General features: G+C 58.4%; 13 protein-coding genes and 2 tRNA genes. 8 read left to right on the forward strand and 7 right to left on the reverse strand.

Annotation, left to right across the window (positions count from 1 at the left end; translation table 11 throughout):
* Nucleotides 1-3: 3 nt before the first annotated feature.
* The gene (locus LNV07_RS04315) at nucleotides 4-1074 is read right to left on the reverse strand and encodes a hypothetical protein (protein WP_263569948.1); all 1071 of its coding nucleotides are present in this window, start codon (nucleotides 1072-1074) and stop codon (nucleotides 4-6) included.
* 770 nt (nucleotides 1075-1844) lie between these two features.
* Here LNV07_RS04315 and LNV07_RS04320 point away from each other — a divergent pair.
* The 8 genes from LNV07_RS04320 to LNV07_RS04350 all read left to right on the forward strand — a co-directional run bounded on the left by LNV07_RS04320 (nucleotide 1845) and on the right by LNV07_RS04350 (nucleotide 8527).
* Complete coding sequence (locus tag LNV07_RS04320) at nucleotides 1845-3116, forward strand: site-specific integrase (RefSeq protein ID WP_263569949.1); 1272 nt, start codon at nucleotides 1845-1847, stop codon at nucleotides 3114-3116.
* Between the two features lie 678 nt (nucleotides 3117-3794).
* A complete protein-coding gene (locus tag LNV07_RS25500) occupies nucleotides 3795-4019 on the forward strand; it encodes a helix-turn-helix transcriptional regulator (RefSeq protein ID WP_397545523.1) in 225 nt (74 codons plus the stop codon).
* 12 nt (nucleotides 4020-4031) lie between these two features.
* On the forward strand, nucleotides 4032-4385 hold the full coding sequence (locus LNV07_RS04325; protein ID WP_263569950.1) for a helix-turn-helix domain-containing protein: 354 nt from the start codon (nucleotides 4032-4034) through the stop codon (nucleotides 4383-4385).
* The gene (locus LNV07_RS04330; protein WP_263569951.1) at nucleotides 4382-4579 is read left to right on the forward strand and encodes a hypothetical protein; all 198 of its coding nucleotides are present in this window, start codon (nucleotides 4382-4384) and stop codon (nucleotides 4577-4579) included. Before LNV07_RS04325 ends, LNV07_RS04330 begins: the two co-directional genes overlap by 4 nt.
* Nucleotides 4576-7014 (forward strand): DUF3987 domain-containing protein, encoded by a 2439-nt coding sequence (locus LNV07_RS04335; protein WP_263569952.1) that lies wholly within the window; start codon nucleotides 4576-4578, stop codon nucleotides 7012-7014. The genes LNV07_RS04330 and LNV07_RS04335 overlap by 4 nt, the downstream gene beginning before the upstream one ends.
* Nucleotides 7011-7511: a hypothetical protein gene (locus LNV07_RS04340; protein ID WP_263569953.1), complete on the forward strand. Its 501-nt coding sequence runs from the start codon at nucleotides 7011-7013 to the stop codon at nucleotides 7509-7511. The genes LNV07_RS04335 and LNV07_RS04340 overlap by 4 nt, the downstream gene beginning before the upstream one ends.
* On the forward strand, nucleotides 7508-7741 hold the full coding sequence (locus LNV07_RS04345; protein ID WP_263569954.1) for a hypothetical protein: 234 nt from the start codon (nucleotides 7508-7510) through the stop codon (nucleotides 7739-7741). Before LNV07_RS04340 ends, LNV07_RS04345 begins: the two co-directional genes overlap by 4 nt.
* 258 nt (nucleotides 7742-7999) lie before the next feature.
* Entirely contained in the window at nucleotides 8000-8527 is a 528-nt protein-coding gene (locus LNV07_RS04350) for a hypothetical protein (protein WP_263569955.1), read from the forward strand.
* A 485-nt stretch (nucleotides 8528-9012) separates the two neighbouring features.
* On the opposite strand, the gene LNV07_RS04355 is transcribed toward LNV07_RS04350, so the two are convergent.
* The 6 genes from LNV07_RS04355 to tolB form a co-directional block, all read right to left on the reverse strand.
* A tRNA-Lys gene (locus LNV07_RS04355) sits at nucleotides 9013-9088 on the reverse strand.
* Between the two features lie 121 nt (nucleotides 9089-9209).
* Nucleotides 9210-9285, reverse strand: a tRNA-Lys gene (locus tag LNV07_RS04360).
* Nucleotides 9286-9324: 39 nt separating this feature from the next.
* Nucleotides 9325-10164 carry a tRNA threonylcarbamoyladenosine dehydratase gene (locus tag LNV07_RS04365; RefSeq protein WP_263569956.1) on the reverse strand — a complete coding sequence of 280 codons (840 nt, stop codon included), beginning with the start codon at nucleotides 10162-10164 and terminating at the stop codon, nucleotides 9325-9327.
* A 91-nt stretch (nucleotides 10165-10255) separates the two neighbouring features.
* Entirely contained in the window at nucleotides 10256-11005 is a 750-nt protein-coding gene (gene ybgF / locus LNV07_RS04370; RefSeq protein ID WP_263569957.1) for a tol-pal system protein YbgF, read from the reverse strand.
* Between the two features lie 49 nt (nucleotides 11006-11054).
* On the reverse strand, nucleotides 11055-11585 hold the full coding sequence (pal, locus tag LNV07_RS04375; RefSeq protein ID WP_263570284.1) for a peptidoglycan-associated lipoprotein Pal: 531 nt from the start codon (nucleotides 11583-11585) through the stop codon (nucleotides 11055-11057).
* Between the two features lie 152 nt (nucleotides 11586-11737).
* Nucleotides 11738-13051: a Tol-Pal system beta propeller repeat protein TolB gene (gene tolB, locus LNV07_RS04380; protein ID WP_263569958.1), complete on the reverse strand. Its 1314-nt coding sequence runs from the start codon at nucleotides 13049-13051 to the stop codon at nucleotides 11738-11740.
* Nucleotides 13052-13104 lie beyond the last annotated feature (53 nt).

Here is a 13104-nt window from a genome sequence, read left to right on the forward strand (position 1 = left end):
CTTCTACAAGGCTTTCAAAGTGAGCGCACTGAGGCGCTCGGCGCGTCGCGCCTCAAGCGCTAGCGATTGTTCCTGCAGAGTAATCGCACGTTGCTCATGTCGATAACTTAAAAGCAGGTCGCCCGAGCCATCGCGCTTCAGCTCGATCAGCACGCCATCACTGCTGCGCCAGCGGCCAAAGGATTCGCTTTCGGCATGCAAGGGAGCGCCGTACTTTTTGCGCAAACTGTCCTGCAAGCGTTGCAGGGTTTGGCTTGCAAATGCAGCCTCCTGGATCCCGAAGCGGTAGCTCACATGGACGGGAACCAAAAGCTGCGAGCCCGCCTGCTTGCCATATTGCAGACTCATTTGCCTTGCGCCGGGCAGCATCTTTCCGAGCGAATAGATTTCACGTTCTGCACCAGCGCTTTGCTCTTGCTCGCGCATGCCCAAAGCCGTCAGCGCGCTGCGAAGTTCGCCGCGCGCCATACAAAACACCGGCAATTCAAACAAGGCCACCTGTGCATGTTCACGGCATTCCTTGTTCTGCCTAAGACTGGCGAGCAAGACCTCGGCCTTGGCTACACCATCCTTTTGCGCTTCGATCAACAAGACCTCCGCGTTCTCAGGAGCAATCGCGGCGTTGCCATGACCGTTGAGGCCGTGATAGGCCCAGATCATCTTGCCGAGCGCATCGTTCAGCTTGGCGGCGGCCTCCGCATGGCGGGCGCTCAAGGCCAGGGCGGCCACATCATTGTTCTCGCTCAGCATGCTGGCCACGGCCATGCTGGAATAGGCTTTGCCGGCCAATTCTTCGAATTGAGTGAACTCGCGGCACAACTCAAGGGCTTTGTCGAACTGGCGCTCGCGGACGGCCAACTCGCAACTCGCGGCATAGCGTTTGATCAGCGCCGCCTTTGACTCTGGTGGGCTGCCGACGGGCGATGCAGGCGTGATGGGTGTACTGGACGACGCCGCTGAAGCCTTGGCCTGCGTCACCCAGACCAAGCCCGCGACACCGGCCAGCAAGACTGCGGAGGCCACTGCGACCGGCAGTGCTGCACGACCAAACTTGTGACCTTGCTCAACAATCATGACGCTCTCCCTTTGATTCATCTCAGAGTCCGCACTGTCGCAAGAGTCGGTGACGTCACAATTAACTAGGGATACGTGATGTGCGCCATCCGGACTATTGACCTTGCCCTCGAAAAACATAGCGCTTGCTGAGTGTTTAAATTCAAGCGAGGAGAATGGAGGTGAAGAAGAAGACAAGCAGTGCGACAAGGTCGCGGTACAAGATGGAATTCAAGGTGGAGGTGGCTCGCCAGGTCGAGAAAGGCCAAAGTATTGTGCCTGCTGCACGACCGAGATCTATATCAAGAGGCACTTAGTAAAGCCACTTCAGCCCAACGTGCGTGAGACAGAACAGGTCGAAACAGCCGCCTGACAGTCCGTCGAGTATTAGAAAGGCAAGAAAAAAGCACTTAGTGCCGTTCGGCGCTAAGTGCTTTTTTTCATTCTTATTTTTGGTGGGCCCTGAGTGACTCGAACACTCGACCTACGGATTAAGAGTCCGACCGCCCTGGTTTTGCGTGGTCACTACTGGACAAGCAATTTAATCTAAGTCGTTGATTTAACCAAGCAAAGTCTCCAACACCGTCCTAGAATGTCCAGCATCAACCACGCCAAGACTGGCACCAGACTGGCACCAGCCCCAAAAGCTGGCCCACTGCTGGCACCAGACTGACACCAGATGAGCAGGGCAAGAGATGGCAACCAAGGCAGACAAGACACCGGGCGAGATAGTCGGCGCACTCAAGCAAGGCCAATTCACCACGCTGGCGAAAGTCATCCCGAGCGGCGCATTGCAGGCCCGCAAGCTATCCACCGGAGCGGTGAAGCTGTATTGGCGCTACACGTTCAAGGGCGAGTCTGATCGGGTAGAAATCGGCCTGTATGACGGCAAACTGCCACCCAAGACCCTGACCCCCAAGGATGGCCGCTGGACTATTGCGGCGGCGATGGATGAAGCCTCACGACTGGCCCAGGCGCACGAGGACGGCAAGGAGCAAGGCGGGCACGCTGGCCTAGTCAAAGCCAAGGCCGACGCCCAAGCTCAAGCCATCACCAACGAGGCCGCAGCGCAAGCCCTGGCCCAAGCCGAGATTGATCGGCGCAGCAAGTACACGCTGGCCGAACTCCTGAAAGCCTATTGGCTCAATCTTGAGGCGCTTGGCCGATCCTCACACACCGATGCCAAGTCAATCCTGACCAATCACGCGATAGCGGCATTTCCAGATATTGCCTGCCTACCGGCTTCGGAAGTGACCGACGAGCAAATAGCCGACATGCGCCGCCGACTGATCGAGGCGGGCAAGGAGCGCACAGCCAACAAGCTCAGGGCCTACATGGGCGCAGCGTATGAGACTGCCCGCAAAGCAAAGACAGACCCCAAGATTCCGGTCGCATTCAAGGGCTATGAAGTCAAACACAATCCAGCCGCAGAGACAGCCGCTAACAGTGAATCCAACAAGGCCGACAAGAACCCTCTTTCAGCCGACGAGATGCGCGTTTACTGGAATTGCATTAAGGATATTGGCGGCATCAAGGGCGCGGCACTCAAACTGCACCTACTCACTGGCGGGCAGCGGATCGAACAATTGGTAAGGCTGAAGTCTGCCGATGTGACCGCCGACACAATCGCCATTTACGACGGCAAGGGACGCCCAGGCAAACCGGCGCGGAGACATACCCTGCCGCTGACCGCTCAAGCCGCCGAAGCCATCAAGCTCTTAGACCTATCTGGCGAATATGCGATCACCACCGAGGTGGGCGACAAGATCGGCACTATCCATTTGGTTAGCTCAACACTGAGCCGCTGGGCCGTCGACGCTGTGGGCGACAAGATCACCGACTTTCAGGCCAAGCGAATCCGCAGCGGAGTCGAAACCATCCTGGCGGGCAAGATAAGCAAAGAAATGCGCGGCAGGCTTCAAAGCCACGGCATCAGCGGCGTGCAAGACCGCCACTATGACGGTTACGACTACCTGCCCGAGCTGCGCACGGCGCTGGAAGCACTGGACAGGGAATTGAACAGCGTCAAGGCTGGCAACGTGGTGGCGATCAAGGCGGCGTGACCGCTGGCCGAGAGGCAGACCCGCAGCGGCATTGGCTTACAGCGCATAAATGCCCGGAGAGCCGCGCCAATCAAAGGCCGACAACTTCGCGCGAGTCCTCTGATAAATCCCCAAGAACGACAAGTGTCTACGAGGAAGACATCGACATTGACGCCGATTCAAGGCGGAAACCGTCGGAAAAACCCGAAACCGCCAGTATTCTCAGTGAGATTTTTCCCGACGAAGAAAAAAGAAACCGAGTCGCAAAGTTAGCAGTCACTACCGCAAAAATGCGCGCACTTACGGCATAAAAACTACCGAAACACATACTGCCAGTTAATATTCTTAAACTATCAGCTAACTTTTGATTAGTGCACTTACTTGCGGGCTACGGACGCTATTGGATGTTGCTAAGAACAGCCCTTAGAATTCAAACACGCAGCTATCCTTCGGCCCCGAATTCAAACCGGACAAGTGGAAACGTTGCGTAAAAAGAAATGGCCTGTGGGAGGTGAGATTCCCCAGGCCATCCCAAAAGACCGCTGGTGCGATCCTGTTCAACTTCGACAGCAGAACAGGACAAGTGTAGTTTCTGAAAGCCGAAAATGTCTAGCTGCCAGCTAGAAAGAGTCAACTTTTTGTTGACTTAGCACGGCAGCCGGACAACTACATCACCGGCATCAACGCGAAAGCAATTTGATGACCGTAGCCCAAACCCCCCCAAAGAACGCTCAAACCGTTCAGCCTGCCGTGTACCGCTGCGCCCAAGCTGCGCCATACATCGGCGTTTCCCGCTCACAGTTCTACAACTTGGCGAAGTCGGGAGAATTCCCGATTCTCAAGCTAGGCGAACGTGCCAGCGGTGTCCTGCGCTCCGACCTGGACGCATGGCTTTCCAAGCAACGCACTGCCGCCCTGGCCTGATCGGAGGCCACCATGACGAGCAAAAAGCACGGCGCGAAGCCGGGACAAGTCACGCCTATTGCATCGGCTTTGAGCCTGCAAACCACCGCGCCCGAGCGCATCGCGGCACTGCACGCAATCCGCGACCGCTATCTCGGCGACAGCTCAAGCCAGCAATGCGCCCGACTACTTGAGGCGATGCAATCACTCGGACACTGCACCACGTTCGAGGCTTCGCGCTATCTCGATATGTACTACCCGCCAGCCCGCAAACTGAACCTTTTGCAACAGGGCCACGCGATCCAAACGACATGGCGCACTGTGCAAACCGAATCAGGCGCAACACACCGAGTCGGCGTTTACTCGCTGAAAAGGGGGCAAGAATGAGCGCCGCAGATACTGACGCCAGCGCCGACCCAAAAGCCTTTGCCACGCTTCAAGCTCAGTTCTCGCTGAAGGGTTACGCCCTGCTGCGCATGGCTGATGGCGTGATATTGGCCGAGCGATGGGGATTCATTCGCCAGCTCGACAGCCTGGCTCAGGCGGCGCAATTCCTGCACCAGATCGGCGGTGCACGATGAACACTGAACAACTTTTCCAATCCGCTATCGCCAATGCTGGCCTGCCGCCACCGGACTCAATCGAGGCAGACGGCAAGCTGCACCGATTCAGCAGCAGCGGCAAACGGGGCGACGATTCCGGCTGGTATGTCCTGCACCTGGACGGCGTACCGGGCGGCTCTTTCGGCTGCTGGCGTGCGGGCCTTACTTCAGCATGGAGTGAGAAACCCGCCACGGCAATGACCCAGGCAGAACGCGAGGCACAACGCCAACGCAATCAGCAAGCCCAGGCCCAGCGCGATGCAGAAAAGGCGGCAGCACAAGCAGCGGCAGCAATCGAAGCATCACACCGATGGGAGGCGGCAGAACTCGCTACAGCGCACGGCTATCTGTCGGCCAAGGGCATAGCCGCCTACGGCCTGCGGATTGATTCAGCGGGCGCTCTGCTGGTTCCCATGCGCGATGCGGCGGGCAAGCTGTGGAACGTGGAGCGGATCAACCCGCAAGACACCAAGGACAAGCGAGGGCTGCCCGGAGGCAAGCGAACGGGGCTTTATCACTCAATCGGCAAGCCTAACGGCGCTCTGATCGTCTGCGAGGGCTACGCGACCGGCGCAAGCATTCACGAGGCAACCCGGCAAGCTGTAGCGGTGGCTTTCAATGCGGGCAACCTGGAAGCGGTGGCGGTAGCACTGCGGGCCAAATACCCGGCGCTAAAGATCGTCATAGCGGCAGACGATGATTTTCAGACCGAGGGAAACCCAGGCATCACCAAGGCCACCCAGGCGGCGCGAGCTGCGGGCGCTGTCCTGGCTGTGCCTGACTTCGGCGCAGACCGACCCGACAAGGCGACCGACTTTAACGACCTGCACCAGATCGGCGGCGCTGCTATGGTGGCTCGGTGCATCGAGGCTGCGACCAGCGCCAGCCCTGCCGCCAGCAATACCGAGGAATCAGGCTGGCCAGAACCTACCCCGCTTCCCAATGACTTGCCCCCAGTTATGGCTATGGACGCCGAACTGTTGCCCGAGTCGCTGAGAGGCTGGGTGATGGACATAGCGCATCGAATGCAATGCCCTGCCGACTTCCCGGCTGTGGCGGCGCTGGTGGCGGTTTCCAGCCTGATCGGCGCGCGCGCCGTTATTCAGCCCAAGGCCCGCGACGATTGGCAAGTTGTGCCGAACCTTTGGGGCATGACGGTGGGCCGCCCAGGCGTCAAGAAAAGCCCCGCACTGAGCGAAGCCCTGCGCCCGTTGAACCGCTTGCAAACCACCGAGTTTGAAAAGTGGCAATTGGCGCATGACGATTGGGCGCTTGATTGCAAGGTCGCAGAAATGCAATCCGACGCCAGCGAGAAAAAAGCCAAGGGACTCGCAGCAAAAGACCCGGCAGCAGCGCGGCGAGCATTGGAAGAACCTGCCGAGCTACCGCCCGAACCATTGGCGCGGCGCTTTGTCGTCAATGACGCCACTGTCGAAAAGCTTGGCGAACTGATGCAGCAAAACCCTTGGGGAACGCTGTCCTACCGCGACGAGCTTTATGGACTGTTAACCGGATTAGACAAGCAAGGCCAAGAGGGTTCAAGGGCTTTCTACCTTCAGTCCTACGACGGCAATCAGGGCTATACCTTCGACCGCATCGGGCGCGGCACTGTCCACATACCGCGAGTCTGTCTCGCCATGATCGGAGGCATTCAGCCCGGGCGCATTCAGGAGTATGTGCGCGGCGCTGTTGCAGGCGGCAGCGGCGACGACGGCCTATTGCAGCGGTTTGGTTTGACCGTTTGGCCTGACACCTGCGGCGAGTTTGTGCACGTTGACCAATGGCCAGACACGCCAGCAAAGCAAGGCGCTTGGGCGGTGTTTGAAAGGCTGTCGGAGTTGCAACCCGCGACCGACGACGAGCCGACCGTATGGCGCTTCGATTCAGCGGCGCAAGCTCTGTTCGTTGAATGGCTAGTCCCCTTTGAAACCGAGATACGCGGAGAGGACTTACACCCGGCGATGGTTTCGCACCTGAGCAAATACCGGAAACTGATCCCGGCCCTGGCGCTGGTGTTCGCATTGATTGACACCCCCGAAACCGGCGGCGTGATTCAGGAGCGGGAGCTTATGCGGGCATTGGCTTGGGGCGACTATTTGCGCACTCATGCAGAACGGCTCTATGCGGCGGCGGTAGTGCCTGAAACATCGGGGGCACGGGCGCTGCTGAACAAGATCAAGGCGGGCAAGCTGGCCGACCGTGACGGTGTGTTTTCTGATTCATTCACACCCCGACAAATTGCCGTAAAGGGGTGGACTGGCTTGAACACCCCGGACGCTGTTCGCAAGTCTGCCGATGTGCTGGCCGACTTCGACTATCTGCGGCGCGATCAAACCCAAGCGAGTGCAGCAGGAGGCAGGCCAAGCGACCGGTACACCATCAACCCGGCGGCAATGCGGAGGGCTTGCGCATGAACTGGCTAGCAAGGCTGAAAAACAAAGAAGGCCCTAAAGCCGACCCTACAAAACCTACAAAACCAGGTTTCGTAGGTTTCGTAGGTACCCCGGCGGGCACTTTTGCAAATTCAGGGCCATCAATTGAGGCGGCGAATGATCCCGCCCACGCAACGCCCCTGCAACAAGAACGCACCACGGACGCAACAAGCCAAACCCCCTATTGGCCAAATACCCAGCACGCGAACGATTCGGAGCTGGACACGATGGAGGCCCGCATGATGCTGTTTACACGGCGCGGCATGGCCGACACGGAAGCCGATCAACTGGCTGACAAGCTATTGCAGGCCGACCGGCAACAGACCGGCCAAGTAACTTGCCACTTGTGCCAGCACTTCAACCCCAGGCGCAAGACTTGTTCAAACTTCAAACAAGCCGGTGTAGGTCAAGAAGTCGGGTCAGACTTGGCGGCGATGTTGCAGCGGTGTCCGGGCTATCGAAAGGGGTCGACACAATGAGCAGTTCACCCGAGTTCAAGGCCGCGATGGCTCACTACAAAATTGTCGTAGTGAAGCATGGCGCGGAGTCTGCCCAGGCTCAGGCCGCATTCGCTGAGATCGTCAGGCACGCTCCTGCCGAGTACATCGATGAAGCCTATGCAGTGGCACGCGCACACTTCAACGGCGACCGACCCGGCAACCATCGACGGGGGGAGGCTCAGGTGATGAGCTTATTCAAGAGGCGATGACGGCACCCTGGCGCTAGATCAAATGCCACCGTTTGGCGGTATTTAAGGCGCAAGCTGAACGGCTAAATACCCGGAAAAGTAGGCATTTATTCAAAGTGCCTCAAACCCAGCAACGGCGCGGCATAGCGGGCGATTGAGGCTCAAATGCTGCGCCTATTTCCCTAATGTTTTCGTAATCTGTGAGTTTCAAAAATGGGCAAAGGTGGCAATAGGTGCGGCGCCGGCAGACCGGCCCAGCATGTGAAGGCCGAGCATTGCTTGAGCATTGATTCAAGGCGCTGGCAGCGTGAAGGCATCTTTACCGCTGGCCGCTCTGGTACTTGGCAATGGCGCGACCCATACACCGGGAAGCCAAGCGCGACCATTAGCTATCGAGGGCTTGGTGATGCGGTAGTTCTGCAATACAGCATTGGTGACAAGCAAATGCACCAGCACATAGAGCTAACCCATACCGGCTGCAACTTCGGCGGCGCGAGAACGTGGTTTGCCTGTCCGAACTGCTGCCGGAGAGTCGCAAAGCTATTCATGCGATCCGGTGCGGGTTTCATTTGCCGACACTGCGGGCGACTGCGCTATGCCAGTCAATCCACCGATGCAGTGGGCCGAACATGGCTCAAGCAATACAAAGCAGAGGCCAAGCTCGACAAGTACCATGTGCGCCCCAAGGGAATGCACCACGCCACGCGGGCCAAGCTGCTGACCGTCATTCATGCCTGCGAGGAACAGCGCGACCGCGCACTTTGCGCATTTATGACGGCGAGGTTTCCGAACGGCTGGCCTTGGTAGCTAGCGAGGGCTGGCGCTGCTGGACTCTCCAATTTTGGATTGACCTACCGCCCCCTCAGTTTTGCGGCGGCGCGAATGTTCCAAAGGTGTCGAACGATACGACACCTTCGACGCCAACCCTAGCCGACATGGGCCTGACCCGCGACGAATCCAGCCGCTACCAGCAGCTTGCCGCCACTGTGCGGGCTTTTCCATTTGCGGGCGGCGAGGATGGGCACAAGCTGCGCCCCCTTGCAAATACGGGAAATTCCCGCAATGGGCCAAAGTGAGAATTCCTCACTTCGCAAATCCCTGACATTCCGGGTGTTTGATCCGGCGATGCATTCAGCGCCAGCTAGATCGGCGCAGTCTTTCAGCGATGGCGCAACAACAGCCCAAAACGGGGTCAATCCGGCAAATACTGGCACCAGACTGGCACCAGCACCCGAAAAGAAAAAAGCACCTAGAGCCCTGCGGCGCTAAGTGCTTGATTTCATTCTTATTTTTGGTGGGCCCTGAGTGACTCGAACACTCGACCTACGGATTAAGAGTCCGCTGCTCTACCAACTGAGCTAAGAGCCCTACTCTTTATTTAAATCGTCAATTTCTCAACAATTTATTTTATTCCATCAATCTTCACAGTATAGCTAATATTTTATACAAACTCACTTTTCAGTGAACGCATATTAATACTTGCTAGATATGGTGGGTCGTGCGGGACTCGAACCTGCGACCTACGGATTAAAAGTCCGCTGCTCTACCAACTGAGCTAACGACCCATCAAGCGAAGCTCACTATTCTAATCTCAATTCATGGCTTCACGCAATAGGCTTGCGTGAATTTTTCAAAAGAATCTTGATCAACTCCGCTGCGGCGGCCATGCCAAAGCTCGCGGTGACAGCAACACTGGAGCCATAACCGTGGCAATTGAGGCTGCCATCGACTGCGCAGGCCTCGCCGCCCTGCACTGTCGGGCGGTGAACCGCTTCACGAGAGAACACGCAAGCGAGCCCCATCTTGCCCTTGCGCGGAGCCGCATGATGTTGCCTCAAACGCTGACGTAAAGAGGCCAATAGGGGGTCATGCGTCGTGTCGGCCAAATCCTCAATGCTCATCAGATGCGGCTCTCGCTTACCTCCGGCCGCCCCGACAGCAACAAACGGCAGGCGCTGCTGTATTGCCCAAGCCGCCAAATGAGCCTTGGCTCGAACCTGATCACAAGCATCAACCAAACCATCCAGCGCTATATCGGCCCCGTCCAGCATCGCAGGCCAGTTCTGCTCATCAACGAACTCTTCGATGATTCGAACTCGGCAGCCGGGATGAATGTCTTGAATCCGTTGCCACAGCGCCTCCGCTTTGGCCATGCCAACGGTCGAGCCAAGAGCCTGCACCTGACGGTTGATATTTGACTCAGCGACTTGGTCAAAATCTATCAGAGTCAGGGCCGCTACCCCGCTGCGAGCCAGCGCTTCGACCACCCAAGAACCCACGCCGCCAAGGCCTACGACCGCAAAATGGGCGCCGCGCAAGCGTTGATAGTCGCTGTCGCCATAAAGTCTGCGCAGGCCTCCAAAACGCCGCTCCGAGTCCGCCTCAATCGGCAAGTCAACAATGAGGCTTTGGTCCTCGAGCTTGATCTGAGGGTTGTCTTGCATGGCGCAATTCTAGGAAGGCCCACAGGCCGGGTGACAAAAATAGAAAAAGGCCCCGCGAGCAGGGCCTCTTCAAGCAACTTTCTTGCGCGAATTACTTCAATGCCGCCAGGCGTTCTTTGGCCGCTTGCGCGGCCTCGGTACCCGGGTAAGCCTTGATCAAGTCTTCCAAGCTGCGTCGTGCCGACTTGTTGTCTTTCAACTCGATTTGACTGTTCGCCAATGCAAGCAAAGCCTCGGCTGCCCTGGGGTGCTGAGGATTACCGGAGATAAAGGTCTTGAAAGTTGCAATCGCGTCCTTGTAGTCCCGCTTGCCGTACTGCGCATTGCCGAGCCAAAACCGCACCGAGTCGACATAGCCACTGGCCGGAAAGCGGCGCAAGAAACCCGCCATCGCGGTCGCCGCTTCGGCAAAGTCGCCGCGCCTGATCAGCCCCATTGCCGCGTCGTACTGCCTGCGTTCTTCCGGCTCGACCTGAAACTCGCGCCCATCGAGCTGCACCTTTTGCGGCTCCAATGGTTTCAAACGCGAGTCCAAGGACTGTGCCTGATCACCCAGCTTGCGCTGGGTTTCAGATAAATCACGAGCCAGTTGTTCGTTTTGTCCGCGCAGCTTGGCGATTTCAAGTCGCAAAGTGTCGATTTGGGCATTCAGATCAAGCATGCTGCGGCGCAAGGGACCTAACTGGTCCTGCGTCTGCGCTGCGATTTGCTCGATACGCTGGCGCTGTGCATCCTCGCTTTGCTGAACCCGATTGCGCAATTCAAGAATGGCCTTGCGTGCCTCGTCATCATCAAACAAGGCGGCGTGCGCCGGCAAACTGAACAGAACAGCTGCCGCCATTGCGGACAAGGTACGGCCAATACCTTGACTACGACGCTGCAAGCTCACTTCACTTATCCTTCAACTCAACGCGGCGGTTCTTGGCCCAAGCCGCTTCGTCGCTGCCTTGCGCAGCCGGCTTTTCTTTACCGAAACTGACCGCCTCAACCTGCGCAGCGCCCACGCCCATCAGGCTCAAGGACTTGGCCACCGCCTCGGCACGGCGTTGGCCCAGCGCCAAGTTGTACTCGCGTCCACCACGCTCGTCGGTGTGACCTTCCAGGCTGAGTGCCAGCTTGCGATCGTTCGACAGACGCTTGGCATGCGCTTCGACCAAGCCCCGATATTCGTCCTTGACAACATAGCTGTCGAAGTCGAACAGGACGACGCGCTGGCTTGCCACGGCGGCCGTCAACTGCGCGCCCAAGTCGACCGTCTGCACCTTGGATTCGGCCATCGGCGTGCTGTTAGCCCCGCTATTGGCCGTGCTGTTGGGCGACACCGGACGGGTCTCAACGGGCGCCGGATCATCCAGCTTGACGGTCGAGCTGCAACCGGCCATGGCCGCAAGCACCAACAAACTCACAGCAAAACGGGTCATCTTCATTCGGGTCACTCCTTCAAAAACGATCGCAAAGATCTACAAAAAATAACTCGCCGGACGACAAACAGTCAGCAAGCCTCAGTGGCAATTATCCAACAAGTCAAGAGGCCAACTTGACAGGCTGGCCGCGCATACACATGAACTCGGAATTAGCGACCAAACGGACCCCAGGTCGGCTCGCGCACATCGGCCGCAGTCGAGATCAATTTGGCCTTGATCTTGCCGTCCAAGGTGCTGGTCATCAGCACGTCGCGCCCGCCCGCACGCGTGGCATAGACCAGCAAACGGCCATTCGGCGCAAAGCTCGGGCTTTCGTCATCACTGCTATCGCTGATCTGCTGCACCGCGCCCGAGCCCAGATCCATCACGCACAGGCGAAAGCTATTGCCGCCCTGCCGCGTAATGAAGGCCATGCTGCGGCCATCAGGGCTGATGGCCGGGCTGATGTTGTAAGCACCGCTGAAGCTGACTCGCTCGGCCGCGCCACCGCTCACCGCCATGCGGTAGATCTGCGGTCCGCCGCCACGGTCGCTGACGAAATAGATCGAGCGGCCATCGGGTGAAAAGACCGATTCGGTATCGATCGCCGAGCTTTGCGTCAAGCGCCGCAAGCCGCTGCCGTCTCGGTTCATGATGAAGAGCTGGGAGCCGCCTTCGCGCGACAGCGTCAATGCCACCTGCTGCCCGTCGGGCGAAAAAGTGGGCGCGCTATTGGTGCCGCGGAAGTCCGCCAATACCCGGCGCCGGCCGGTCTGCACATCCTGAATCCAGACCACCGCCTTGCGGCTCTCAAACGACACATAGGCCAGCTCTTTGCCGTTCGGCGACCAGGCCGGCGAGATGATGGGGTCAGGGCTTGCCAAGGCGACCTGCCCGCCTTCGCCGTCGGCATCGGTGATGCGCAGGCTGTAACGCCCACCTGCCTTGGTCACATAGGCCATGCGGGTCGCAAAAATGCCGCGCTCGCCGGTTAGTTTTTGGTAGATGGTATCGGCGATGCGGTGCGCGCCCAGACGCACATCCTCGGGCGCCACGGCATGGGCTTCGCCGCCCAGATCCTGACCCTTGACCACGTCCCAGAGTTTGTAGCGCAGATCAACGCGGCCGTCGGCCAAGCGAGCGGCGGAGCCGGCTGCCAAGGCATCGGCATTGCGGGCCCGCCATTCACTCCACACCGGCTGACTGCCTTCGAACATGCCGGCCGGGGCGTCAATGATGCGAAACTGCCCGCTGCGCTCCAGGTTGGAGCGAATGATGGCCGCCACAGGTTGGCCGGCGCGCGCCTCATCACGGAAATCCGGCAGCGCGATCGGCATCTGCGTACCGCCCACCCCAGAAATATCGACACGGAATTGAGCATTGGCCAGCGGGCTGAAGCCAAGCAATGTCGCGGAACAAGCGCCGACGGATTGCTGCAGCAGGCGCCGCCGCGATGGGTGATTCTGGGAATTCTGCTCGGGCATTGGTTTTGCAATCAACAGTTGAAATATTCGCCGAGGCATTTTGCCTGAGCACG

The organism is Roseateles oligotrophus, from assembly GCF_025717515.1.
Lineage (GTDB): Bacteria > Pseudomonadota > Gammaproteobacteria > Burkholderiales > Burkholderiaceae_C > Paucibacter_A > Paucibacter_A oligotrophus.

Coding starts and splice junctions, on each gene's coding strand:
- LNV07_RS04315 (WP_263569948.1), bottom strand. CDS start 1,074: ATGATTGTTGAGCAAGGTCACAAGTTTGGTCGTGCAGCACTGCCGGTC.
- LNV07_RS25500 (WP_397545523.1), top strand. CDS start 3,795: ATGACCGTAGCCCAAACCCCCCCAAAGAACGCTCAAACCGTTCAGCCT.
- LNV07_RS04325 (WP_263569950.1), top strand. CDS start 4,032: ATGACGAGCAAAAAGCACGGCGCGAAGCCGGGACAAGTCACGCCTATT.
- LNV07_RS04330 (WP_263569951.1), top strand. CDS start 4,382: ATGAGCGCCGCAGATACTGACGCCAGCGCCGACCCAAAAGCCTTTGCC.
- LNV07_RS04335 (WP_263569952.1), top strand. CDS start 4,576: ATGAACACTGAACAACTTTTCCAATCCGCTATCGCCAATGCTGGCCTG.
- LNV07_RS04340 (WP_263569953.1), top strand. CDS start 7,011: ATGAACTGGCTAGCAAGGCTGAAAAACAAAGAAGGCCCTAAAGCCGAC.
- LNV07_RS04345 (WP_263569954.1), top strand. CDS start 7,508: ATGAGCAGTTCACCCGAGTTCAAGGCCGCGATGGCTCACTACAAAATT.
- LNV07_RS04365 (WP_263569956.1), bottom strand. CDS start 10,164: ATGCAAGACAACCCTCAGATCAAGCTCGAGGACCAAAGCCTCATTGTT.
- ybgF (WP_263569957.1), bottom strand. CDS start 11,005: ATGGCGGCAGCTGTTCTGTTCAGTTTGCCGGCGCACGCCGCCTTGTTT.
- pal (WP_263570284.1), bottom strand. CDS start 11,585: ATGACCCGTTTTGCTGTGAGTTTGTTGGTGCTTGCGGCCATGGCCGGT.
- tolB (WP_263569958.1), bottom strand. CDS start 13,051: ATGCCCGAGCAGAATTCCCAGAATCACCCATCGCGGCGGCGCCTGCTG.